At 49.6% G+C, this 20,211-nt stretch carries 23 protein-coding genes; 13 read left to right on the forward strand and 10 right to left on the reverse strand.

Annotated elements, in window-relative coordinates; translation table 11 throughout:
- The first annotated feature begins 73 nt into the window (after positions 1-73).
- From dnaJ to ACN4EK_RS26900, 4 genes are read left to right on the forward strand one after another with little or no spacing between them, the layout of a single operon-like run.
- On the forward strand, positions 74-1,204 hold the full coding sequence (dnaJ, locus tag ACN4EK_RS26885; RefSeq protein ID WP_431661381.1) for a molecular chaperone DnaJ: 1,131 nt from the start codon (positions 74-76) through the stop codon (positions 1,202-1,204).
- An 8-nt stretch (positions 1,205-1,212) separates the two neighbouring features.
- Entirely contained in the window at positions 1,213-1,473 is a 261-nt protein-coding gene (locus ACN4EK_RS26890; RefSeq protein WP_431661382.1) for a sulfurtransferase TusA family protein, read from the forward strand.
- Positions 1,474-1,476: 3 nt separating this feature from the next.
- Positions 1,477-2,658 (forward strand): small ribosomal subunit biogenesis GTPase RsgA, encoded by a 1,182-nt coding sequence (gene rsgA / locus ACN4EK_RS26895; protein WP_431661383.1) that lies wholly within the window; start codon positions 1,477-1,479, stop codon positions 2,656-2,658.
- A 7-nt stretch (positions 2,659-2,665) separates the two neighbouring features.
- Complete coding sequence (locus tag ACN4EK_RS26900; protein WP_431661385.1) at positions 2,666-3,094, forward strand: hypothetical protein; 429 nt, start codon at positions 2,666-2,668, stop codon at positions 3,092-3,094.
- A 2-nt stretch (positions 3,095-3,096) separates the two neighbouring features.
- Here ACN4EK_RS26900 and ACN4EK_RS26905 read toward each other — a convergent pair whose 3' ends face one another.
- Together ACN4EK_RS26905 and ACN4EK_RS26910 are read right to left on the reverse strand one after the other, a co-directional pair.
- A complete protein-coding gene (locus ACN4EK_RS26905; RefSeq protein ID WP_431661387.1) occupies positions 3,097-3,396 on the reverse strand; it encodes a hypothetical protein in 300 nt (99 codons plus the stop codon).
- The gene (locus tag ACN4EK_RS26910) at positions 3,397-4,608 is read right to left on the reverse strand and encodes a SpoIID/LytB domain-containing protein (RefSeq protein ID WP_431661388.1); all 1,212 of its coding nucleotides are present in this window, start codon (positions 4,606-4,608) and stop codon (positions 3,397-3,399) included.
- Positions 4,609-5,003: 395 nt separating this feature from the next.
- On the opposite strand from ACN4EK_RS26910, the gene ACN4EK_RS26915 reads away from it, so the two are divergent.
- Entirely contained in the window at positions 5,004-5,963 is a 960-nt protein-coding gene (locus tag ACN4EK_RS26915) for a ribonuclease Z (RefSeq protein ID WP_431661390.1), read from the forward strand.
- A gap of 101 nt (positions 5,964-6,064) precedes the next feature.
- Here ACN4EK_RS26915 and ACN4EK_RS26920 read toward each other — a convergent pair whose 3' ends face one another.
- Both ACN4EK_RS26920 and cobU read right to left on the reverse strand, forming a co-directional pair.
- A complete protein-coding gene (locus tag ACN4EK_RS26920) occupies positions 6,065-6,499 on the reverse strand; it encodes a hypothetical protein (RefSeq protein ID WP_431661391.1) in 435 nt (144 codons plus the stop codon).
- A gap of 218 nt (positions 6,500-6,717) precedes the next feature.
- Positions 6,718-7,266, reverse strand: a complete 549-nt coding sequence (gene cobU, locus ACN4EK_RS26925) for a bifunctional adenosylcobinamide kinase/adenosylcobinamide-phosphate guanylyltransferase (protein ID WP_431661392.1) — start codon at positions 7,264-7,266, stop codon at positions 6,718-6,720.
- 141 nt (positions 7,267-7,407) lie between these two features.
- On the opposite strand from cobU, the gene ACN4EK_RS26930 reads away from it, so the two are divergent.
- The 6 genes from ACN4EK_RS26930 to ACN4EK_RS26955 all read left to right on the forward strand — a co-directional run bounded on the left by ACN4EK_RS26930 (position 7,408) and on the right by ACN4EK_RS26955 (position 13,580).
- Positions 7,408-8,115 (forward strand): hypothetical protein, encoded by a 708-nt coding sequence (locus ACN4EK_RS26930; RefSeq protein WP_431661393.1) that lies wholly within the window; start codon positions 7,408-7,410, stop codon positions 8,113-8,115.
- Positions 8,116-8,855: 740 nt separating this feature from the next.
- Positions 8,856-10,355 (forward strand): type IV pilus twitching motility protein PilT, encoded by a 1,500-nt coding sequence (locus tag ACN4EK_RS26935; RefSeq protein WP_431661394.1) that lies wholly within the window; start codon positions 8,856-8,858, stop codon positions 10,353-10,355.
- 137 nt (positions 10,356-10,492) lie between these two features.
- Positions 10,493-11,212: a bis(5'-nucleosyl)-tetraphosphatase (symmetrical) YqeK gene (gene yqeK / locus ACN4EK_RS26940; RefSeq protein WP_431661395.1), complete on the forward strand. Its 720-nt coding sequence runs from the start codon at positions 10,493-10,495 to the stop codon at positions 11,210-11,212.
- 298 nt (positions 11,213-11,510) lie between these two features.
- Positions 11,511-11,936: a ribosome silencing factor gene (gene rsfS, locus ACN4EK_RS26945; protein ID WP_431661396.1), complete on the forward strand. Its 426-nt coding sequence runs from the start codon at positions 11,511-11,513 to the stop codon at positions 11,934-11,936.
- 36 nt (positions 11,937-11,972) lie between these two features.
- Positions 11,973-12,623, forward strand: coding sequence for a phosphoribosylglycinamide formyltransferase (gene purN / locus ACN4EK_RS26950; RefSeq protein WP_431661397.1), 651 nt, complete (start codon positions 11,973-11,975; stop codon positions 12,621-12,623).
- An 87-nt stretch (positions 12,624-12,710) separates the two neighbouring features.
- On the forward strand, positions 12,711-13,580 hold the full coding sequence (locus ACN4EK_RS26955) for a branched-chain amino acid ABC transporter permease (protein WP_431661398.1): 870 nt from the start codon (positions 12,711-12,713) through the stop codon (positions 13,578-13,580).
- A 90-nt stretch (positions 13,581-13,670) separates the two neighbouring features.
- Here the strand turns inward: ACN4EK_RS26955 and psaX are convergent, their stop codons facing one another.
- Both psaX and lipA read right to left on the reverse strand, forming a co-directional pair.
- The gene (psaX, locus tag ACN4EK_RS26960; protein WP_431661400.1) at positions 13,671-13,784 is read right to left on the reverse strand and encodes a photosystem I protein PsaX; all 114 of its coding nucleotides are present in this window, start codon (positions 13,782-13,784) and stop codon (positions 13,671-13,673) included.
- A gap of 99 nt (positions 13,785-13,883) precedes the next feature.
- Positions 13,884-14,834 carry a lipoyl synthase gene (gene lipA / locus ACN4EK_RS26965; protein WP_431661401.1) on the reverse strand — a complete coding sequence of 317 codons (951 nt, stop codon included), beginning with the start codon at positions 14,832-14,834 and terminating at the stop codon, positions 13,884-13,886.
- 276 nt (positions 14,835-15,110) lie between these two features.
- Between lipA and ACN4EK_RS26970 the strand changes: the two genes are divergently transcribed.
- A complete protein-coding gene (locus tag ACN4EK_RS26970) occupies positions 15,111-15,659 on the forward strand; it encodes a response regulator (RefSeq protein ID WP_431661402.1) in 549 nt (182 codons plus the stop codon).
- Between the two features lie 79 nt (positions 15,660-15,738).
- On the opposite strand, the gene recR is transcribed toward ACN4EK_RS26970, so the two are convergent.
- From recR to ACN4EK_RS26985, 3 genes are all read right to left on the reverse strand, one after another.
- Positions 15,739-16,332 (reverse strand): recombination mediator RecR, encoded by a 594-nt coding sequence (recR, locus tag ACN4EK_RS26975; protein WP_431661425.1) that lies wholly within the window; start codon positions 16,330-16,332, stop codon positions 15,739-15,741.
- Between the two features lie 97 nt (positions 16,333-16,429).
- Positions 16,430-16,783 carry a histidine triad nucleotide-binding protein gene (locus ACN4EK_RS26980; RefSeq protein WP_431661403.1) on the reverse strand — a complete coding sequence of 118 codons (354 nt, stop codon included), beginning with the start codon at positions 16,781-16,783 and terminating at the stop codon, positions 16,430-16,432.
- A 706-nt stretch (positions 16,784-17,489) separates the two neighbouring features.
- Entirely contained in the window at positions 17,490-18,485 is a 996-nt protein-coding gene (locus ACN4EK_RS26985) for a hypothetical protein (RefSeq protein WP_431661404.1), read from the reverse strand.
- A 759-nt stretch (positions 18,486-19,244) separates the two neighbouring features.
- Between ACN4EK_RS26985 and ACN4EK_RS26990 the strand changes: the two genes are divergently transcribed.
- Entirely contained in the window at positions 19,245-19,544 is a 300-nt protein-coding gene (locus tag ACN4EK_RS26990; RefSeq protein WP_431661405.1) for a Mo-dependent nitrogenase C-terminal domain-containing protein, read from the forward strand.
- Between the two features lie 10 nt (positions 19,545-19,554).
- Here the strand turns inward: ACN4EK_RS26990 and ACN4EK_RS26995 are convergent, their stop codons facing one another.
- On the reverse strand, positions 19,555-20,202 hold the full coding sequence (locus tag ACN4EK_RS26995; protein WP_431661406.1) for a tetratricopeptide repeat protein: 648 nt from the start codon (positions 20,200-20,202) through the stop codon (positions 19,555-19,557).
- Between the last annotated feature and the right edge of the window lie 9 nt (positions 20,203-20,211).

Below are 20,211 nucleotides of genomic sequence, written 5' to 3' on the forward strand. Positions count from 1 at the left end.
AGATGTGTATAAGAGACAGCCAAACCCCCTGACCCCATATCCCCCATCCCTTTACCCTTGAAGTAATAATGCTATGGCTCGTGATTATTACGAAATCCTTGGTGTTTCCCGCGACGCAGATAAAGAAGATATTAAACGTGCTTACCGTCGGCTAGCTCGTAAATACCATCCTGATGTCAATAAAGAGCCGGAAGCAGAGGAACGTTTTAAGGAAATTAACCGCGCCTATGAGGTGCTCTCAGAACCGGAGACCCGTGCCCGCTACGATCGCTTTGGCGAAGCGGGGGTAAGTTCGGCGGCGGGAGCTGGATCGCCAGACTTTGGTGATTTTGGCGGGTTTGCCGATATTTTTGAAAGCTTCTTTAGTGGCTTTTCTGGGGCAGGTGCACCGGGGCAAACGCGGCGACGCAGTGGTCCGATGCGAGGCGACGATCTGCGGCTGGACTTAAAGCTCGACTTCCGAGAAGCCATCTTTGGTGGCGAGAAAGAGATCCGGATTAACCACCTGGAAACCTGCACTACGTGTAGTGGCTCTGGAGCCAAACCCGGCACCCAACCCCGTGTTTGTTCAACTTGTAGTGGAGCCGGTCAGGTACGCCGTGCCACCCGAACTCCGTTTGGTAGCTTTACCCAAGTTTCTGTGTGTCCGACCTGTAGTGGTAGTGGGCAGGTGATTGAAGATAAATGTGATACCTGCGGTGGCAGAGGGCAACGGCAGGAAACCAAGAAACTGAAAATTACCATTCCAGCAGGGGTAGATAATGGCAACCGCTTACGGGTGTCTGGCGAAGGTGATGCCGGACAGCGGAATGGTCCTCCGGGTGATCTGTATGTCTATCTGTTTGTCAGTGAAGATCCAGAGTTCCATCGGGAAGGGATCAATATCCTCTCTAATCTGAAAATCAGCTATTTACAAGCAATTCTCGGTTCGCGGTTGGATGTCAATACCGTAGATGGTAGCCATGAATTATTAGTACCACCAGGCACCCAACCCGGTACGGTACTGACTCTGGAAGGCAAAGGAGTGCCAAAACTCGGTAATCCCGTCAGTCGCGGCGATCATCTGATTACCGTGTTAGTCGATATTCCCACCCGAACTAGCCCTGAAGAACGCGAACTGCTGGAAAAACTAGCTAAAATTCGCGGCGATCGCACCGAACGGGGTGGGATTGAAGGCTTTATCGGCAAGATGTTTGGGGGATGAGTCAGGTGATGCCCCAGTTAAACCAACCCAATGCTCAGCTTGATCTGCGTGGCACACCTTGCCCGATTAATTTTGTGCGTACTAAACTGCGTCTAGAGCAAATGGCTCCCGGTGACCTACTGGAAGTTTGGCTTGATCCGGGAGAACCGATCGAGCAAGTTCCCGATAGCTTGACGATGGCGGGCTATGGGATCGAACAGATTGACGATCGCAGTGAATTCTTCGCGATTCGGGTGCGTTGTCCTGCCTCGCCACCATCCGAGTGTTGAGTGATGAGTTCTGGGTGTCACGACGTTCCGGATATGCCGCCACTCGCTGCCCAGGAAGCAGTGATCAACGCCGAGGATGTTCAAGCAAGTTCGCTTCTGAGGGGAACGGTGCTGGCGGTGCAAGCCAATTACTACCAGGTGCGGCTCGATCCAGGGTCGGCTGATGGATCTGTCTCCGACCCTCCAACGTTGTTGTGTACTCGCCGATCGCGGTTAAAAAAGCTCGGTCAGCAGGTGATGGTGGGTGATCGTGTGGAGATCGAAGAACCGGATTGGGCCGGCAACCGGGGAGCGATCGCTCAGGTATTCCCCCGCCACTCGGAATTAGATCGTCCGCCCGTCGCCAATGCTGACCACGTTTTGCTGGTGTTTGCGCTGGAACAACCTACCCTTGATCCCCATCAACTCAGTCGGTTTCTGGTGAAAGCGGAGTCTACCGGCTTACAGGTTAGCCTCTGTCTGAGTAAATGTGATCTGGTATCTCCTGATGCCCAAGCCCAGTGGCGATCGCGGCTAGAAGCATGGGGCTATCAACCCATCCTGATCAGTGTGCATCAGCAGCTAGGGCTAACTGAATTACAGCGTCAACTTGACCACCGGATGACGATCGTGTCGGGGCCCTCAGGCGTAGGGAAATCCAGTTTGATCAATGTATTAGTGCCGCAAGCCGAACTGCGAGTCGCGGCTGTATCGGGGAAGCTGGGTCGCGGACGACATACCACCCGCCATGTCGAACTATTTGAATTACCTCAGGGCGGATTGCTCGCCGATACCCCAGGGTTTAATCAACCGGAGTTAGTCAGTACACCGGAAGAACTGGCAGAGTATTTTCCCGAGATTCAGCAGCGCTTTAGCCACGATCGCTGTCAGTTCAATGATTGCCTGCATCGGGATGAACCCGGTTGTGTGGTGCGAGGGGATTGGGAACGGTACGAGCATTACTTGAATTTTTTAGCTGAGGCGATCGAGCGGCAACAGGTTTTGGAACGGATGGGCGATGCCGAATCCAACCTGAAGCTGAAGAGTAAACGTCAGGGACGGCAGCAATACGAGCCAAAATTGGAAAGCAAAAAGTATCGTCGCCCATCCCGCCGTACCCAGCATCAAGCCTTGCAAACGGAATTGGAAGAGTTACCTGAGCCAAATGCCACAATGGGAGAAAATCGCAATCGCTGGAAGGAATAGCACCCCCATGGGAGATCCAATTGAACGATTAAAACGCTTGCCCTGGAAAGTCCTGTTTCAGGCAGCCCTGATTACGGCGTTGATCGTGATGCTGGTGGAATTTGTGGTCATCCAAGCCGCCCAATTTTCGCCTACGGTTGCCCAACTCGTCTCAACGCTGTTAGGTGGTTCCATAGGGCTAATTACCCTAATCGCCATTTTTGCAGGGATTGGCGCATTAGGCGTTCTGATTTTAGAGTATCTCTATCGACCTGGGATAAATCTCGGTAGTCTATGGGGACTCGTGCTGACCCTTGCCCTCACCCTCCTCCTCAAAACCTATCTACCCCTCCCGTGGCATTTGATTGGACTCAGTGATCAATTTCAATTATTTGGCATCGTCGTGGGAGTGTTTCTGAAAGGGAAACCCTACTGGCAAAGCTTCCGACGCTGGTGAGATCAAAATGATTCTTCCTCTACCGGCATCTCTTCGGGTTGCTCGATCGCCGTTACTAACCGATCCAGCACATCCGTCAGTTGATCCAGGCGTTGCAGAGACGCAGTTTGGACTTCGACCAACGTTTGCACCGCATCACTCAGGGCAAAAATTTGATAGCCCTGCTGCTGAACTTGCAGCGCCAGAGCATCCATACGCTCTGACAGCCGATCGACCGTTTCGATACTTGCCAGCACCGCCTCACCGATCTGTTGCACGATCGGTTCGAGCTGGTTGGGTTCCGCGTCCACTAAATCCCCCACCTACTGCACCTGAAGTTGAGCCAGTTTGGTGTCCTTGTAATAAAACAGGACAATTTGCTGGTAGTTATAGCCGAGCTGCGCCAAACTCCGCGCTCCATATTGGCTCAGTCCCAAACCATGACCAAAGCCCCGACCATTCACCTGAAACCCTGTAATCGCGCTACTCTTACCTTTGTTAGAACTGCCGTACTGGGGCAAAACCTCAAACAACGTGCTTCTTAAGCCCAAGGCACTGCGCAAGGTATCGCCACTGACCGTCCGACGACCCCCATCCCCTTCAACCAGCATGGAGACAATTCGCCCACATTGGGTGGTTTTGGCAGGTTGCATCGCGACGATCGTCCCGACTCCAGTAATTAACTTACTTAACTCACTGGGTGAGTAGTTTTTTGTCCACTGAGCGACGGGGGAATTTTCGGTAAATCCTTCTTTCACCGATCGCAGATAGGGGAGTGGCTGCATCCAGACATCTTCCACATTTTCGGTACAGCCTCCAGCAGACGAATGGAATACCGCTTCAATGATTTGATTATTATGGGTCAATACCTGACCTGCCGTAGCATTTACCGCTGTCTGGGTGCCAACCGATTCATCCTGAATCCCCCGGTACACTTGCCATGCCTGGGTATCCCCCAGATCAAACACCCCATTGCGAGCTTTTTGGCGCTGGAACAACGCATAGGAACGAGCCGCTACCGCTTGAGCTTTGAGCGCTTCCTGGGGAAAACTACCGCCCATTTCAGCCCCTAATACGCTGTAGAGATAGTGCTCCAAATCGACATAGTTGACGGCTGTAAGACCACCCGAGGTCGGCACAACCAACGCCCGCCCCCGATACCAGCGATTGCCGATGTACACATAACCACCATCGACTGGCTCAATCCAGACCTGCGGCGATCGCCAGCGATCAAGCTGAACAGAGCCACCATTTGCCTGTGCCACAAAGGCATTCATCGCCGCAATTTCGCCTAATGGCTTCCCGGCACTATCCCGCACGACCGCTTTAGTGGAACTGCCAACATTGACCTCTCCCACCCCTTCTTCGATCGCGACCCGTAACTCTAACGAGGCTTTCGGCAGCGGATTTGCCCAACTTGTTGTCGGCAATGCCATAAACCAGAGCAAAGCAGAAACCCACCAACCTTGCTTGCCCAACCGGGTCAGAATAGTTAACCAGGTCAGTACAAGGTTTGGGAAGCGTTCCAATGTCATCAAATGAAGTCTCCCACAGATCAACAAAGCAACGTGAGGCACTGTCACGCCTTGCCCCAACCAGTCCGGATGGAACTATGTTCGTTGCTTAATATAAATGAATTTGTTCAAAGTGGAGCCAGTTAACTGAGGCTCCTTACCAACGATCGCCCCTAGTCTCTAGCCACCCTAGCCACTAGATATGTTGCGATCGAGCAAATTGCTTCCATCGGTCACCACAGATTTAGTACCTCAATTGTTTTATAAACTTTTCAAAACTTGACCGCTTCCTCGTTACAATTGTTCCTGTCTGCCCCGTCACCGATCCCCCTGAGGGCGATCGCTCCACCCGTCCGCTCCCCTCTATCTATGCCACTATAGGGTCAGAACTAGATACGCATTTGGGTTGCGACGTTTTGCAGATCACATTTTTAGGAACCAGTTCCGGTGTGCCAACTCGGTCACGCAATGTATCCAGTGTGGCATTGCGCCTGCCTCAACGGGCAGAGGCATGGCTATTCGATTGTGGTGAAGGGACTCAGCATCAAATTTTGCGGAGTGAGATTCGGGTCAGCCAAGTGGCTCGGATTTTCATTACTCACATGCATGGCGACCACATTTTTGGCTTGATGGGGTTGTTAGCCAGTGCCGGGTTGGCAGGTAATGCCCAACGCATTGATATTTATGGGCCTCCAGAGCTAGAAGACTATCTCAAAGCCTGTCGCCGCTACTCCCAAACCCATTTTTCCTACCCGGTCAAAACCCATCCCGTATCGCCAGGAGTGGTTTACGAAGATGATGAGTATGTGGTTAGTTGTGGGTTGCTGAAGCATCGGGTGACTGCCTTTGGCTATCGAGTAACGGAAAAAGATCGATCGGGACACTTCGATGTTGAACAGGCAATGGCACTCGGAATTCCCCCAGGGCCGCTCTATGGCAAATTAAAACGGGGTGAACAAATTGTGTTGCCGAACGGCAAACGGGTCAATGGTGCCGATCTGTGTGGACCACCTCAAATCGGTCGCAAGTTGGTTTACTGCACCGATACGATCTTTTGTGATAGTGCCGTTGAACTGGCGCAGGATGCCGATGTGTTAATTCACGAAGCCACCTTTGCCCATCAGGATGCCGAGTTAGCCTATCAAAGTCTGCATTCCACCTCAACTATGGCGGCTCAGGTAGCACTGGCAGCCCAGGTCAAGCAACTGATCATGACCCACTTCAGCCCCCGGTATTTACCTGGAAACGGACTTGAGTTAAAAGATTTACTTCAGGAAGCCCGATCGATTTTTCCCCAAACCGAGTTGGCATCTGATCTGTGGACCTTCGAGATTCCGCGACGGCAACCCGCCAATTTGGTGAAAAGCAACGGCTAACCGAAACCCAACTCACTAGACGAAGACTTTCAGGCAGAACTCAACCGACCTTTTTTGCTCAGCACCCAGCCCTCAGCCTTATCACCTGGAATCGTTGCCGACTAATCACTGTCTACCACAGTATTGGCTTGCCGCAGTCGATCGCGAATCCGGGACAGTAACGTTTGGCTATCAATGGGAGAACGCGGAGTTGGAATTTCGGTATTAGGCCAATCCGGAATATCCACACAGGGGCATTCCAACGAGGCAACCCCGACACTCCGAACCGGAACAGGCATGGAACAGCGCGAACACGGATTAATTTCCCAGGCTGGGGATAATAGTTCAGCGATCGTTTGGCTTGTTCCCTCCAGATAGCAGTCTCCCGCATCTGGGGCGATCACTCGCTGCCAGCACTCTTCAAACGCCGGACTATAGCGATCGCCAGCAATCACCGGACGGGGTAATAAAACCTCTATGCCGCCATGAATTACGATGCCTTTACCTAACTGAAACCAGTAGGCAAGGTACTGTCTTACCTGGTGTTCAGATGCCATAACACGATTTGCCAATAAGAGTGAAGCGTCACTGCGCTGGACATTATTGCCTCGATCAACGGACTGATTTTGAGAAGATGTCTCCAACGGTACTGCTCCAACCTATCAAGGCTACCGGGATTTGAGGTCATTCTAGAGATCTAGTTCTATGCTACTGTGAGGCAGAGTTTTCCAGGGTTGCGGAATCTATAGCTATGGTTAAGTTCTCAAACCGATAGTTAAGTTCTGATAGGAATTCCGAGTTGCTTCAGGTTTAACGCATAGCCAGCCGTCACTAGGTATACCCCATCTGCGATCGCGCCAATTCGCCGAGTCAAGTTCCCCAGGCGATCGCGAAATAAGCGACCACTAGGGTAGGCAGGCACTACCCCCCATCCCGTTTCCTCCGCCACCAGAATGATTGAACTCAGACTTTGATCGAGAACCTGCACCAATTCGGTCACCGTTTGTTCCCAGATCAGCTCGTCGCACTCTAACAGATTGGCAACCCAGGTTCCCAAGGAATCAATTAATAAACAGTCCGTTGGGGCAGCCATTGGAATCATGGCACTGAGGGTGATCGGGACACTTTGAGTCACCCAGTTCGCCGGTCGCCGCTGTTGATGCTGCTGAATCCGCGCCAACCACTCTGGATCGGCTGGGTCAACCTGAGCCGTTGCCACATAAATCACCGATCGTCCGGATACTGCGGCCAATTGCTCTGCCCATTCACTTTTCCCCGATCGTGCCGGCCCCGTGACCAAAATTAACCGTTGCTGTGTTGTCATCTCCAAGGTCGTCACAAAAAAAGTCAGCTATAACCACAAACCTGAAGCATAATGCTTGCGGTGTCGATTGGAATTAACCCGACAAACTTACGGGCATTGGTGTTCGCTGGGTGTTCTTGCCGTCTTTAGAGGAAGTGAGCCATGAAAGAATCCTTGAAACGTATTGAAGCCACACTCCAACGCTTGGAGCAACCTGATCTCAGTTCCCATCCCTTCCTGGCAACCTCAGATTTAGCAACCCCCGTGTTGCCAGAGTTTTTACATCCTCAGACTGGCTTGTTTAGCTCACCCAGTTTTGCTCGATCGCCCGAAGACTTACCATCCCTACCCGAACTGCCAGCGTTTCCTGCTCCGGTATCAGCCTCAACCACCACAGCATTGTTAGCCGATGTCGCCGCTACTCAGACCGCGCTCCTGCCGGATTTCACCGCAACACAAACGCCTCAACGATCCTATGCCAGTCATCCCGAGCTACCCCTCAACCTATTGCAGCAAATCGAAGCGCAGGTTAAGAGTTGGCAGACCACCCTACAACAGATGCTCCACCAGATTCAACTGCTGTATCGGGAGGGACCGATCGTGGATGGCTGGCTAGAGTCCTATGTACCTCAAGCAGGCAACGAACCGACCGAAGCATCCACCGCCGGATATCGCCTTTGTGGGCTGAATGAACAGGGACAGTTATGGTTTCGCCATTGCCCCCCTGAGCAAGTAGCTGATGTCAGTTTAGCGATCGTCCGGCATCATAAATTACAGCAACTCCTGGTGCAGAAACAATCGCTAGAAAATCAGCTACATCTCCTTACCGAAGCGTTAGCTATGATCCAGGCCAGTTTAGCAGGCAAATGAACTGGCAACTTTTAATATCCCTAGGGATGCGAGCCGGGGCGAGTTTAATTGCAAATTTGATCCATTGCAAACCGCCCCTTCCAGGAGATCAGGCGATCGCAATGTGTTTACCTGGCACAGAGCATGGGCACACTAAGTCAAGGTTCAGGTTGTCGCAGCCAGGACAGCCATTGACTCCACTAATTCAATAAAAATTAACAAAAAATCAATCAAACTGAACGGTACTGGCAATGTTCCTGGTGTAAATAGACACTATAACCAGAATATAGAGCCAATCATAGCTCTAAGGGGAACCGTCTCCGGGGGCGGCATGAGTTCAATTGCTCGAGCGCCCTCTGGTTTGCAAGGCAACACTTTGCTGTCAATCCGTTTAGAACAAAAAACATTATTAATAGAAAAACGATCTATCGATCGTACAGACAACCTGATAGATTCAGTTGCAGAACTTCCTGTCACTTTAGTTAAATAGACTTACCGGGAACAACCGGCAATCTTGCTCCTGATTGGATCAGGATTCAGCAAGTTTCCTTGAGGACAACCTGCATCTAGTCTGCCTTAGTTCATTCAGTTCGGTTACGGGTGTCTCTTTTCTAGCTACCGTTGCGCTAAGTTATTGAGTTTCCCCCAGGCACTAAACAGGCCGATTCATTATTCATCCTAGATTCACACGCTCTCTTCACCTGGTTCTGATGTTCCTGTTGCGATCGCTCTTTTACTCCTCGTCCTAAACGTTACTTACCATGACTGCGACTCAAGCTCCTGCTGCGACTCCACCTGATGCTGTGACATCCATCCGATTTTTCATTCAGGATGCTCATAATTGTGGGGCGACAGCATTGTATCTTCAGGCAGGTCGATCGCCGTTCTATCGCATTAGCGGTAAGTTACTCCCACAAGACCAGTTCGCCGCCTTAACCCCTGAGCAGTTTCGGCAATTTCTTCAGGAAATTCTGACCCCTCCGCAACTCAAATATTATTTGACCAACCGGAAACTTGATGCCGATGTCCGAATTCCCGGCTTTATGCAAGGGCGGATCAACTGCGGCCCTACGGCTCAGGGTACAGAATCGATCATTCTAAATGGCATTACGCTCGATCGCCCCAGCCAAGAGCTAGAACAACAGGGAACTGTTCGTGGCATGGTGGAACAGGCATTTAAGCAGTCTGCCTCCGATATCCATTTGCAAGTTGGCGAATCCCCCCGGTTTCGAGTTCAGGGCAAGATGGTGATCCAGGAGTCCTATGGCAAAGTCACCCCTCGCCAGTTTGAAGAATTTCTAGATGAATTGCTCACCCCAAAGCAGCGCGACCAGTTTCGCGAGCGGCAAGAACTGGATACGGCTGTGTTGTATGAAGGACTGGTACGTTGTCGGGTCAATTGTGCCCAATCGATTACCGGCGGTTCTATGGTGCTGCGGCTGATTTCGCTGCAAGTGCCAACAATTCAAAAATTAGCGTTACCGCCGGTGCTGGGTGAACTGGCAGAGGAACGTCAGGGGTTAATTCTCGTTACTGGCTCCGTCAACTCCGGTAAGTCAACCTCGCTAGCCGCCATGTTGCGGCATGTGAATGACACCATGCAACGCAAAATCGTGACGATCGAGGATCCGATCGAGTATGTCCATACTTCCCATCAATCGCTGGTGATGCAACGGGAAGTTGGTCTCCACACGCAGGAGTTCAAAGATGCCTTGCGGGCGGCGTTGCGGCAAGATCCCGATATTATTCTGATTGGTGAAATGCGCGATCGCGAGACGGTTGATACCGCTATTCGGGCATCGCTCACGGGTCACCTGGTTTTAGGCACACTGCATACGAAAGGGGCAGTGAATGCGTTCAAACGACTGCTCAATTTCTATACCCCGGAAGAACAGGAAACAGTGCGAATGCAAATTGTGGACGCGCTCCGGGCAGTGATCGCTCAAGCTCTAATTCCGACAGTTCAGGGGGGGAGAACGGCAGCCCTGGAAATTATGGTCAATACCGAAACGATTCGGGATTATCTCCAAAAAGGCTGCATTGAGGAGATTTACCAACTGATGGAAGAGGGTACAGACGGTAGCCAGACCATGAATCAGGCACTTTATGATCTGCATGAGAGTGGTTTGATTACCACTACGGATGCCCTCAGTGCCTCCCTGGAGCCGGAAGATTTGGGCTATATGCTGAAGAACTATACGCGTCGTTCTAACCGCTCGGGATTAATGACCTCAGAGTATATTAATCGCCAACCGTCTTAGCCGCATTGGAGAAAAAGCAGATACGTTAGAATGGGGACACAGATCCCTGACGATCGCTGTTCTAATGAATGTGATAGGAATCGGATGAGGCTGATGACATCCCTTTTGTGGTGCGAATACAGGAGTTTTCCGCGTTGATGCGTGATCCCATCACCCCGGAGCTTCGTACTAGGCAAGCTTCAGAGTCTTGGCAGGACAACCATTCTGGGTCTTGTCGCTCAACTCTGAAATCCATTTCTGAAGCCAGTACGATCGCGACTTCTTACCCCCGAGAGCCAGTTTTAGAGTGGTTAAGCCAGCATGTTCCCGAATTGCGGCTGAAACATATTTTGCGAGTCGAGCAAATGGCGATCGCCCTGGCACACCATCATCAGGTGGATGTGCAGCGGGCAGGGCAGGCTGGTCTGCTTCATGACCTGGCAAAATACTTTAAGCCAGAACGATTATTGCAAATGGCGCGAGAGGCTGGGTTAGAGATTGATCCAGTCGATGAGGCAAATCCCCACTTGCTACACGCCGAAGTCAGCGCGATCGTGGCAAAGACGGAATTAGGCATTCGAGATGAAGCCGTCTTAGAGGCTATTCGCAATCATACGTTGGGTCGCCCTGGCATGAGCCGACTCAGTTGTGTGGTGTTCTTGGCGGATAGTTTAGAACCTGGACGCGGAAACACCCCAGAACTAGAAACGCTCCGGCAGGCAAGTTGGCAGGATCTCTATCAGGGAGTTTGGCTAACTTGTGAACAAACCATTCACTGGTTGTTTGAGCAACAACGGCTGGTTCATCCCCGCGTGATTTTGACGCGCAACTGGGCAATGCCATTGGCGAAACAACAGATGCAAGCTGCCAACTCATAAGCGGTTGGATAAATCGTTTTAGCCACTTCCATGAAATCCCTCGTCAGACTGACTCATCTGCTTCCCCTAACAACTGTAATTAAGCACAAGCATTCATCTGTTATCCCTAACGTGATTCATGATTCATCGTTTTTCAGCTATTTGATTTACTAAGGATCATCAACTTAATAAATCAGCAAACTGTACGGGCGGGTTTAGCCGATCAATCTACTTTCTCTTATCCATTTACTAACCAAACCCGCCCCTACCAAAACTCGAACTGATTTCATCCCCATTCCTAAGGAGAACCACGAACTGAATGCCAAATCTTTCCAATCTTTCTTCCCCATCTCTGCTGGCGGCTGGTTTCACTGACACGGAAATTCAATCAGATTCCAGCCTGCAACTGGCTTTGACGATCGCTCAAGCTGCCGATGAACGTAAAGGTGCCGACATTACGATTCTGAAAGTTGGTGATGTTTCGCTATTGGCAGACTATTTTGTACTGGTGACTGGGTTTTCCAAAGTCCAAGTGCGGGCGATCGCCAACTCAATTCAAGCCAAGGTAGACGAAGAGTTGCAACAACGCCCCCGGCGAACCGAAGGACAATCCGAAGCCAGTTGGGTATTGCACGACTACGGTGATGTGATTGTGCATGTGCTGATGCCACAAGAGCGGGAGTTTTATGGGTTAGAAGCCTTTTGGGGACATGCCAAACGCTTTAACTTCCCGGCATCTGCTTAAATAGATCCTGGCTATTTATTGGGTCATAGTTCCATTGTGCTGGACGCTAGTTCTTGCTTAGTTTCGCCTGCTTTAGAGCCGATCGCCCTGGATACCCCGTTAAAACTGGGCATTATGGCATCCGGCAGTGGCAGTAATTTTGCCGCGATCGCTCAGGCGATCGCCGATCACACCTTGAATGCCCAGGTACAGGTGGTGATTTATAACAATCCGGGGGCAAAAGTGGTTGCCCGCGCCGATCGGTGGCAAGTACCTGCCGTGTTGCTGAACCACCGTGAGTTTCCCAACCGTGAGGCATTGGATACTGCCATCATCGATACCCTGCGCCAGTATGAGGTGGAGTGGGTGATTATGGCCGGCTGGATGCGCTTAGTCACTCCCCTGCTGATCGATGCCTTCCCCAACCGGATTCTGAATATTCATCCCAGTTTGCTGCCCAGCTTCAAGGGAGTCCATGCGGTTGAGCAAGCTTTGGCAGCCGGGGTAAAAATCACGGGCTGTACGGTTCACTATGTCGTCCCAGAGGTCGATAGTGGTTCCATCATTATCCAAGCTGCCGTCCCAGTGCTACCGGATGACACAGCTGAAACCTTACAAGCCCGAATTCAGGTGCAGGAACACCGGATTTTTCCCCAGGCGATCGCCCTGGCTGCCCGTCAACAGTTAGCAGGGAATCGCGAGCAATGAACCGAAATTAGTCGGCAATGATCATTGATCCCGGGGCATTGATCATTGATGATTGTTTCCTGTACTGTTTCATCCTGGTAGCAACGCATGGATCTGATCACCCTGGCTCAATTGCTCTTGAATGGGATATCGGTCGGCAGCATCATTGCTCTAGCCGCCGTGGGGCTAACCCTGACTTACGGGATTCTGCGTCTGTCTAACTTCGCTCACGGAGACTTGATGACCCTGGGTGCCTACCTGACTCTATTCGCCAATGGCATGGGCATCAACATCTGGCTCTCAGTGCTACTCGGATGTGCCGCCACCATTTTAGGCGTGTTACTGAGTGAACAATTGATTTGGGCACCAATGCGCTTCAAACGGGCAACCTCTACGACTCTGATCATTATTTCGATCGGGTTAGCGTTATTTATTCGCAATGGCATTATTTTAGTTTGGGGTGGCAGCAATCAGCGTTACGATCTGCCCGTGGCAGAAGCCCTCCAATTCGGGAGCTTACGCCTGCCGTTTTATAACATTGTCGTGATTGGCTTAGCGATCGTCGCGATCGCCGCCCTCCACTATCTGTTGCAAAATACCAAGATTGGCAAAGCCATGCGAGCCGTTGCCGATAATCTGGAACTGGCGCGGGTATCGGGGATTGATGTCGATCGGGTGGTGATCTGGACGTGGGTGATTGCAGGCGGATTAACGGCGCTGGGGGGTAGCATGTTAGGTTTAGCTGAAGGAGTGCGACCGAATATGGGGTGGTTTCTGCTGCTTCCGATGTTTGCGGCGGTGATTCTGGGAGGCATTGGTAATCCCTATGGTGCGATCGCTGGTGCATTAATCATCGGCATTGGGCAGGAAGTCAGCACCTATTGGCTGCCGACTCAATACAAACTAGGAGTGGCATTAGCCGTAATGATGTTCGTGCTTTTGTTTAAGCCACAAGGACTGTTTAAGGGCACTCTTTAGCTGCATAAATTAATAGGGACGAAACTGGCTCGCCCCTACTGACATGAGAGTTTGGATCTGGCTTAATTGACGATCCAGAGTTACAGTCAATTAAATATTGATGATATGAGCATAGATAGCGGCAACGAAGAAGTTAATTGCCAGTAGCAGAATCGCCCAGCTAGCGCGGAAGGTGTAGGTCGGTTTTTTTCCAGGGGTTGCCATAAAGGGTCTCCTAAAGTATCAACTGCTTAAAGAAATACCAAAGAACGTTCCCCCTTTGTTAGGTTGCCAAACGATTCTTAATAAGCCGAAATACTTCCTTCAGCTAGTTTCTCCGGCATGGTAGGAACTGCGAACTAAAGGCCCCGATCGCACATGGGAAAAGCCCAGTTCTCGGGCAATTTGTCCCAGGTAATCAAATTCCTCGGGTGTCCAATATTTTTGTACGGGTAAATGATCCAACGACGGACGCAAATATTGTCCGATCGTCACCCGATCGCAACCAACCGATCGCAGATCTTGCAAGGTTTCTATCACTTCGGCTGCCGTTTCACCATGCCCCAGCATTAACCCAGACTTAGTCGGGATTGTCGGATCACGTTGCTTCACCAGTTCCAGCACTCGTAGCGATCGATCATACTTCGCCCCCCGGCGGACTGGAGCTTGGAGCCGCCGTACCGTCTCAATATTGTGGTTATAGCAGGTAGGGTTAGCTGAGACGATCGTGGCAACCCGTTGCTGCTGAAGCTCATCGGGGGTAGCAGGGGACTCCTGGTTACTATCCCGCCCACCCCAGAAATCTGGAGTCAGCACCTCAATTTGGGTCGCTGGATTGACCTGGCGGATCGCATTCATTGTAGCGACAAACCAACTGGCACCCTGATCCGGCAGATCATCTCGTGCGACCGATGTTAAGACAACATATTGTAACCCCAACAACTTCACTGATTCTGCAATCTTCGCTGGTTCATCGGGATCAAGCGGCATTGGGGCATGTCCCTTATCGACCTGACAAAAGGCACAGGCGCGGGTACAGGTAGGTCCCATTAATAGAAAGGTTGCCGTTTTTTGGGCGTAACACTCACCCCGATTCGGGCAGCGACCCTCTTCACAAATGGTATGAATCCCCCGTTGTTTAATAATGCGTTGCACCGTTGACAGTTCACTGGCTTTTCCGATCGAACGACGCAGCCACTCCGGTATACTTTTTACGTCCAATTTAGCTTGAGAAGCTGATAATGAAGTGAGGCTTTGATTGGTCGGAACAGTCATAAAAATGGGAATACTTCCCTTTAGTGGGTATCAACAAATGCCCCGACTGTAACATAGAAGCTAGACTAGTGGATGCAATCACGCGATCGCTGGGTCATCTGAAATCCAGTCCCTTTGGTAGATTATTACTATTTACAACCTTAACGAGAGATCCTTAATCCGTCTCTTTACTCTATCTAGGACGTTATTCTCAAGCCAGCTCAACCGCGATCGTGTTGAAACTTGCTTCTTTTAGCTTTCAGCGCATCCCGCAATTACCACCCGAGGAGTCCAGTTGTGGCAAGTCACAAAATCCTGGTTATTGACGATAGCAACGTGATCCGGAACATGGTACGCGACATGTTACCAAAAGGTAACTTCGAGGTTCTGGAGGCAAAAGATGGCGTTCAAGGGCTAAGCCTGATTCAGCAAGAACGCCCGAATCTAATCATGCTCGACTTCCTGCTGCCTCGGATGAGTGGCTGGGAAGTGTACCAACATATTCAGAATCAACCCGATCTCCAGAGTATTCCGTTGGTGCTGATGTCAGGTCGCAAAGAAGAAGTGACTGAGAAGCTGCAAGAACCGTTTGAGTTCTTCGAGTTTGTCCAAAAGCCATTTGATCAAAAGGAACTGTTTGAAGCCATCAAGATTGCGATGGCAAAGGCGAAGAAGCGCCCCCCTGCCCCCGTTGCTGCTGCCCCCGCCGGAACAGCTCAAACAGCGGCTGGAGGCGGAGATGTGCAAGCGCTAAACGAGAAAATCGCCAAAATGCAAGCTGAAATTGACGGTCTGAAGAAGCAAATGGCGCAAATTTTGGCATTTATCAAGCAAAAGCTGAAATAAAGGTTGGTACAACATACCAATTTAAGTCAGCCTTGTCGATCTCCCACCGAGAACAGATCAGTGGGAGATTCTTGTTTGGCTAATCCAATTCCCGCCGACCTTCTAACGCCCTGGCAAGGGTCACCTCATCGGCATACTCCAGATCACCCCCCATTGGTAAACCAAATGCAATCCGGGTGACTTTGGTAAACGGTTTCAGCAAGTGCCCTACATAGAGTGTCGTCGTTTCGCCCTCTACACTGGGACTAATCGCCATAATCACTTCGGCAATGTTCTGCTGACTCACCCGCCGCACTAAGGGCTGAATATGTAATTGCTCTGGCCCAATGCCGTCCATTGGTGAGATTAAGCCGCCCAGCACATGGTACTTGCCGCGATATTCGCGGGTTTTTTCCAGGGCAATCACATCTTTAGAATCGGCGACCACACAAATGAGATTGTTGTCCCGATTGGGGGCACGACAAATCTCACAAACCGGATCGGCAGATAAATGAAAGCAGACAGAACAGTAACCCACCTGGGTTTTAGCTTCCATCAGCGCCATTGCTAAGGCTTTCACTTCCTCCTCTGGTCGCTTCAGGATATGTAGCGCCAATCGTTGGGCAGTTTTGGGGCCAACACCCGGTAAACGCTGCAATTGCTCGATCAAGCGAGCTAAGGGACGAGTATAAATTGTGGCATCTCCTCCAGAGCTATTTCGATCTTAGCGTTGGCAAGCCAGAAGGGGAGGTCAGAATCGTCTTTCCCCTCAAGACTTCATTGAGAGTGATTTAACCGGGAGGCCAGTGCATCGATCGCCCCCCTAAAATATGCAGGTGCAAATGATTCACGGTTTGTCCGCCATCGTCGCCATTATTAATGACCACACGATAGCCATTTGTCAGACCCACCTGTTCTGCTACTCGCTTGACGGTCAGCAGCAAATGTCCCATTAAGGCATGATCCGGCGACTCGGCATCCGATAGGCGGGCGATCGGTTGTTTAGGGATCACCAAAATATGGACGGGAGCCTGGGGATTTACATCTCGAAAGGCAATCGCCAGATTATCTTCGTACACAATATCGGCGGGAATTTCCTTACGAATGATCTTGCCAAAGATCGTATCCGTTGTTTCGCTAGTCATGCTGTCCTCAAATCACGGTATCGCTAGTTGAAATTCTAAAGGCTGATGAGAGGTTTCTTACGGTTTTTCTTGACCGATCGCCCTTCAGATTCCTGGGTCAACCCCCATCACTTTTCATCTAGCCATAGGTGATCACTCATTTCAGGGGGCAGTCTTGAAGCACGTTAACGATAGCGTTGCCTGACCATGATCAGTATGTTCATCCGCGATCGCTTGTCTGAAGCTCAGATTACGGACTGTAACAATCTCCTGTTTTATTTAAGAAATGTTGCAACCTCAAATGTCGATTGTTAGGGTGAGCAAGTACCCGGGTACGACCACCAACAATGAGTTGTTAACTCAAAGGAGGACATTATGATGACCGTATTGGCTGTTGTCATCTTCACAGGTTGGTTACTCGCTGCCACGATCGGAACTTGGGCATATTTTGCTGGCGAGGGTAAGACCAAACAGTCAAAATTAGAACTGTAGTCTCTGCTAACGCCGCACATTGGTTGACTGTAATTCAGTGCTGTTTGTAACTACTCAGGGCATAGTTTGGACACAGGAATATGAGCAAATTTCTCGGAATTCTCTGTTTCCCTACTATGCCCTTATCTAATGGCATCAGATCAGAAAGTAGCAAATATTAAATCGCTTAGATCCTATCACAAGTTCAATTGAATACTGGCACTAACGTTTTAACTGCCAACGTGGACGGCACTAATCAGATAGGTTTTCTAACCATTGATTTAGCTTGATCTAATAGGGCTTGATTTTCCGAATTACCATCATTTAGCCCATAGGGAAATAAAAACATATAGAGCAGGTTCGGCTTATACCCCGCCTTAGCCAGAAATTGCTGAGTTGGTGCAGACAGAGGATGGCGATCGGTCAGGTCTTCCAGCGTCAGGCGATACTGACAATGCACATTACCATTCGCTCGTTTCTCACAGGGCACTTTATCGGTTGGAGTACCATAAAAACTTGGAGGTGGATAATTTTCTCCACTACAAAAGATAACGTCACGCATACCATCATCATCCTGCACCACTTGGATTTGTTGATCTGCTTTTTGATTTAACACAGTCAGGAGATTGAACCAATCAAGGGGCGAACCACTTGTTGTAGTAAATGTGGCATTAGCATAGGCATCCTGGATTGAGTATAGGCTCTGCCCCTGATGCTGAATTTTAACCAGGGTAACAGAATGAGTAAGTAGTTCGGTGGAACCATCTTTCTGTTGACCGACACTCAAAACATAAGCTTCATACCCATAGTGGTTATATAGCCTCACTAGAAAAAATGCTGACCCAGCACACCAAACACCATTAGACTCTTGATTAAACAGATTGTATAACTCAGTTGCTGTTGTTTTGTAAAAGTTAGACTGTAAGCGGTTTTCTAACAGACAAGAACTAGACGAAACATTAATAGTGCGATATGCCCAACGCCTCAGAAGGTTAACTTTATCCCAGTCGCTAATTTTAAGATTTGCCATCTGGGGATAGGCTCGCTCTATTTCTGCTTTTAGCGGATCTTTCTCCGGATCGGTTTGCCCATTTTCAGTAAATCGACCTTGGCTCAGTTGTAAGACATCTCGAACCTGGGGAACGTTAACCGCCAGTAGGGCAGTTACTGTCACCAATAACAATGCAAAACCCACCTTACCCGGGCGAAATGTCTTAAGCACCTGAGACACAAGGCGAATATACTGCTTCATTATCTTTTGATAGGAAATATCTGTTTTAGACACTATACCAAAAATGCTCGTTGACGAAAACACTATCAGCCGGAGAGCAATACTGTATTTCCTATCGATCGAACATTATTCGACTAAATTTGTCGAAAGTTATTATCTTTTTTATCAATATAATTTTGGGAAAATTAGCTGACTCTTTTACCTGGAGATCCGCTAAGATGATTGACTAGTTTACGGAAGGTATTTCCCAGGAATTATTGCTTCCGGTAGAGCAAGCACCATCTCAACTACTTTTAATTATCTCTTGAGACAGTGTAATATTCGGCGGGAATTGGCTTGTATAGAAATATAGTTAATTCCCACACTTTTCCAGGTGGGGAAACTATAGAAAGCTAGCGATCGATAGATTTTGTAGCGCTGGCTACCAACTGTCTCAACTTTAGCTTTATTCGCCCAAATGGGTGAGTTTGTATAGAAATTTTTCTGATGCAATTCTCAGGTGGTGATCAGGAATTTTCAAGTTCACTTGTGTTGACTCAGGTATAGCCAGAGCGGCTCTGAAGCTTCGCATTTAATTGACTGAAGAAAGTTAAATTCTGCCTGAGCTTCTTTATGGAAACCACATTTTCGATCGGTATCTTCATAGAGAAGAGTCAATGAGGAACAAATCCTTAATTCTCAGGTCAAAGAATTTGTTTCTTCTTGCATAAGTCCAGTCGTTGTTCCCTAATTAATGTCAGAACGAATCACTCTCGCCCCTAAACATTCGGAAGGATAAATATGTCTAACTCTGAAATGGTTTTGAATCGTCACTTTGCTGCAACTAACTCTCGCTTCGATCTGCTGCAACCCGTTCGGCAATGGTTAGATAACCTACCCGTCAACAGTCCTAAATTAGCCCGACTTCTCTATAAAGCGATTCCCGGACAATGCCCATTTGAACGTGACATCATAATATGCGGACGTAAAGTTGCCCATATTCCTCCCCTATGTAAGCTGAATCCGTTATACGAGCAATTGGTCGGTTTGCGGTTCCGCTCCATGTGCTATCTGGTTGATGTTTGTGGAGAAGCGCTCTAATCCTTAGCATCTAGTTGCCTGACGACGTTGTCCATCCTCGCAATTGTTTATGGACACAGGCAAGATGCCACATATAGTCCGGTAATGGAAATTGCTCGGCAGCCAGCATCAGATAAAACTGCGCTTGAGCCACATCTGCCATCACTTCGTAGTACAAGCCCAAATATAGGTGGCTATAGAACATCGCCCGATCGGACTGCCTGCCCTCTGCTAACACCTCATCCAGATCACAGGCTCCGGCATAAAAGTCATAAATACTTTGCATGAACGATCGCGGATCTTGTCTGACCGGATAGACCGTTCGGACTAAGCGATTCCGAGCCACATCCCCTCCTTCTAAGCGGGCAATACAGAGATAGAGCCAGATAGTTTCTTCAATATCCCGACCATTCACCGTCAGATCTAGCTCAAATTGATTGGCGGCTTCGGTAAAGCGATCGGCATAGTAAAGCGATAATCCCCGTTGCCACAGGTAAGGTATCAAATTAGCATCTAGCTGCGTCGCATAATCAAAATCGCGCAATGACTCCGGAATTTGAGCCAGTTTGAAGTGAGCCATTCCCCGCTCAATATAAGCTCTAGGATTCTTCGGATTTGCCCGCACCAAAGCTTCACAGTGTTGAAATTCTTTCGTTAGAGACTGAACGATCATGGTCATAACAGTCGG

The sequence above is a fragment of the Pantanalinema rosaneae CENA516 genome, from assembly GCF_050753385.1.
Lineage (GTDB): Bacteria > Cyanobacteriota > Cyanobacteriia > Leptolyngbyales > Leptolyngbyaceae > Pantanalinema > Pantanalinema rosaneae.

Excerpts from the sequence above, each read along its gene's own strand:
- ACN4EK_RS26980 (WP_431661403.1), bottom strand. The coding sequence starts at position 16,783 with ATGACTAGCGAAACAACGGATACGATCTTTGGCAAGATCATTCGTAAG.
- ACN4EK_RS26890 (WP_431661382.1), top strand. The coding sequence starts at position 1,213 with ATGCCCCAGTTAAACCAACCCAATGCTCAGCTTGATCTGCGTGGCACA.
- ACN4EK_RS26990 (WP_431661405.1), top strand. The coding sequence starts at position 19,245 with ATGTCTAACTCTGAAATGGTTTTGAATCGTCACTTTGCTGCAACTAAC.
- lipA (WP_431661401.1), bottom strand. The coding sequence starts at position 14,834 with ATGACTGTTCCGACCAATCAAAGCCTCACTTCATTATCAGCTTCTCAA.
- ACN4EK_RS26920 (WP_431661391.1), bottom strand. The coding sequence starts at position 6,499 with ATGGCATCTGAACACCAGGTAAGACAGTACCTTGCCTACTGGTTTCAG.
- ACN4EK_RS26995 (WP_431661406.1), bottom strand. The coding sequence starts at position 20,202 with ATGACCATGATCGTTCAGTCTCTAACGAAAGAATTTCAACACTGTGAA.
- rsfS (WP_431661396.1), top strand. The coding sequence starts at position 11,511 with ATGCCAAATCTTTCCAATCTTTCTTCCCCATCTCTGCTGGCGGCTGGT.
- ACN4EK_RS26900 (WP_431661385.1), top strand. The coding sequence starts at position 2,666 with ATGGGAGATCCAATTGAACGATTAAAACGCTTGCCCTGGAAAGTCCTG.
- ACN4EK_RS26930 (WP_431661393.1), top strand. The coding sequence starts at position 7,408 with ATGAAAGAATCCTTGAAACGTATTGAAGCCACACTCCAACGCTTGGAG.
- cobU (WP_431661392.1), bottom strand. The coding sequence starts at position 7,266 with ATGACAACACAGCAACGGTTAATTTTGGTCACGGGGCCGGCACGATCG.
- dnaJ (WP_431661381.1), top strand. The coding sequence starts at position 74 with ATGGCTCGTGATTATTACGAAATCCTTGGTGTTTCCCGCGACGCAGAT.
- yqeK (WP_431661395.1), top strand. The coding sequence starts at position 10,493 with ATGCGTGATCCCATCACCCCGGAGCTTCGTACTAGGCAAGCTTCAGAG.
- psaX (WP_431661400.1), bottom strand. The coding sequence starts at position 13,784 with ATGGCAACCCCTGGAAAAAAACCGACCTACACCTTCCGCGCTAGCTGG.
- ACN4EK_RS26985 (WP_431661404.1), bottom strand. The coding sequence starts at position 18,485 with ATGAAGCAGTATATTCGCCTTGTGTCTCAGGTGCTTAAGACATTTCGC.
- ACN4EK_RS26955 (WP_431661398.1), top strand. The coding sequence starts at position 12,711 with ATGGATCTGATCACCCTGGCTCAATTGCTCTTGAATGGGATATCGGTC.
- rsgA (WP_431661383.1), top strand. The coding sequence starts at position 1,477 with ATGAGTTCTGGGTGTCACGACGTTCCGGATATGCCGCCACTCGCTGCC.
- ACN4EK_RS26935 (WP_431661394.1), top strand. The coding sequence starts at position 8,856 with ATGACTGCGACTCAAGCTCCTGCTGCGACTCCACCTGATGCTGTGACA.
- ACN4EK_RS26910 (WP_431661388.1), bottom strand. The coding sequence starts at position 4,608 with ATGACATTGGAACGCTTCCCAAACCTTGTACTGACCTGGTTAACTATT.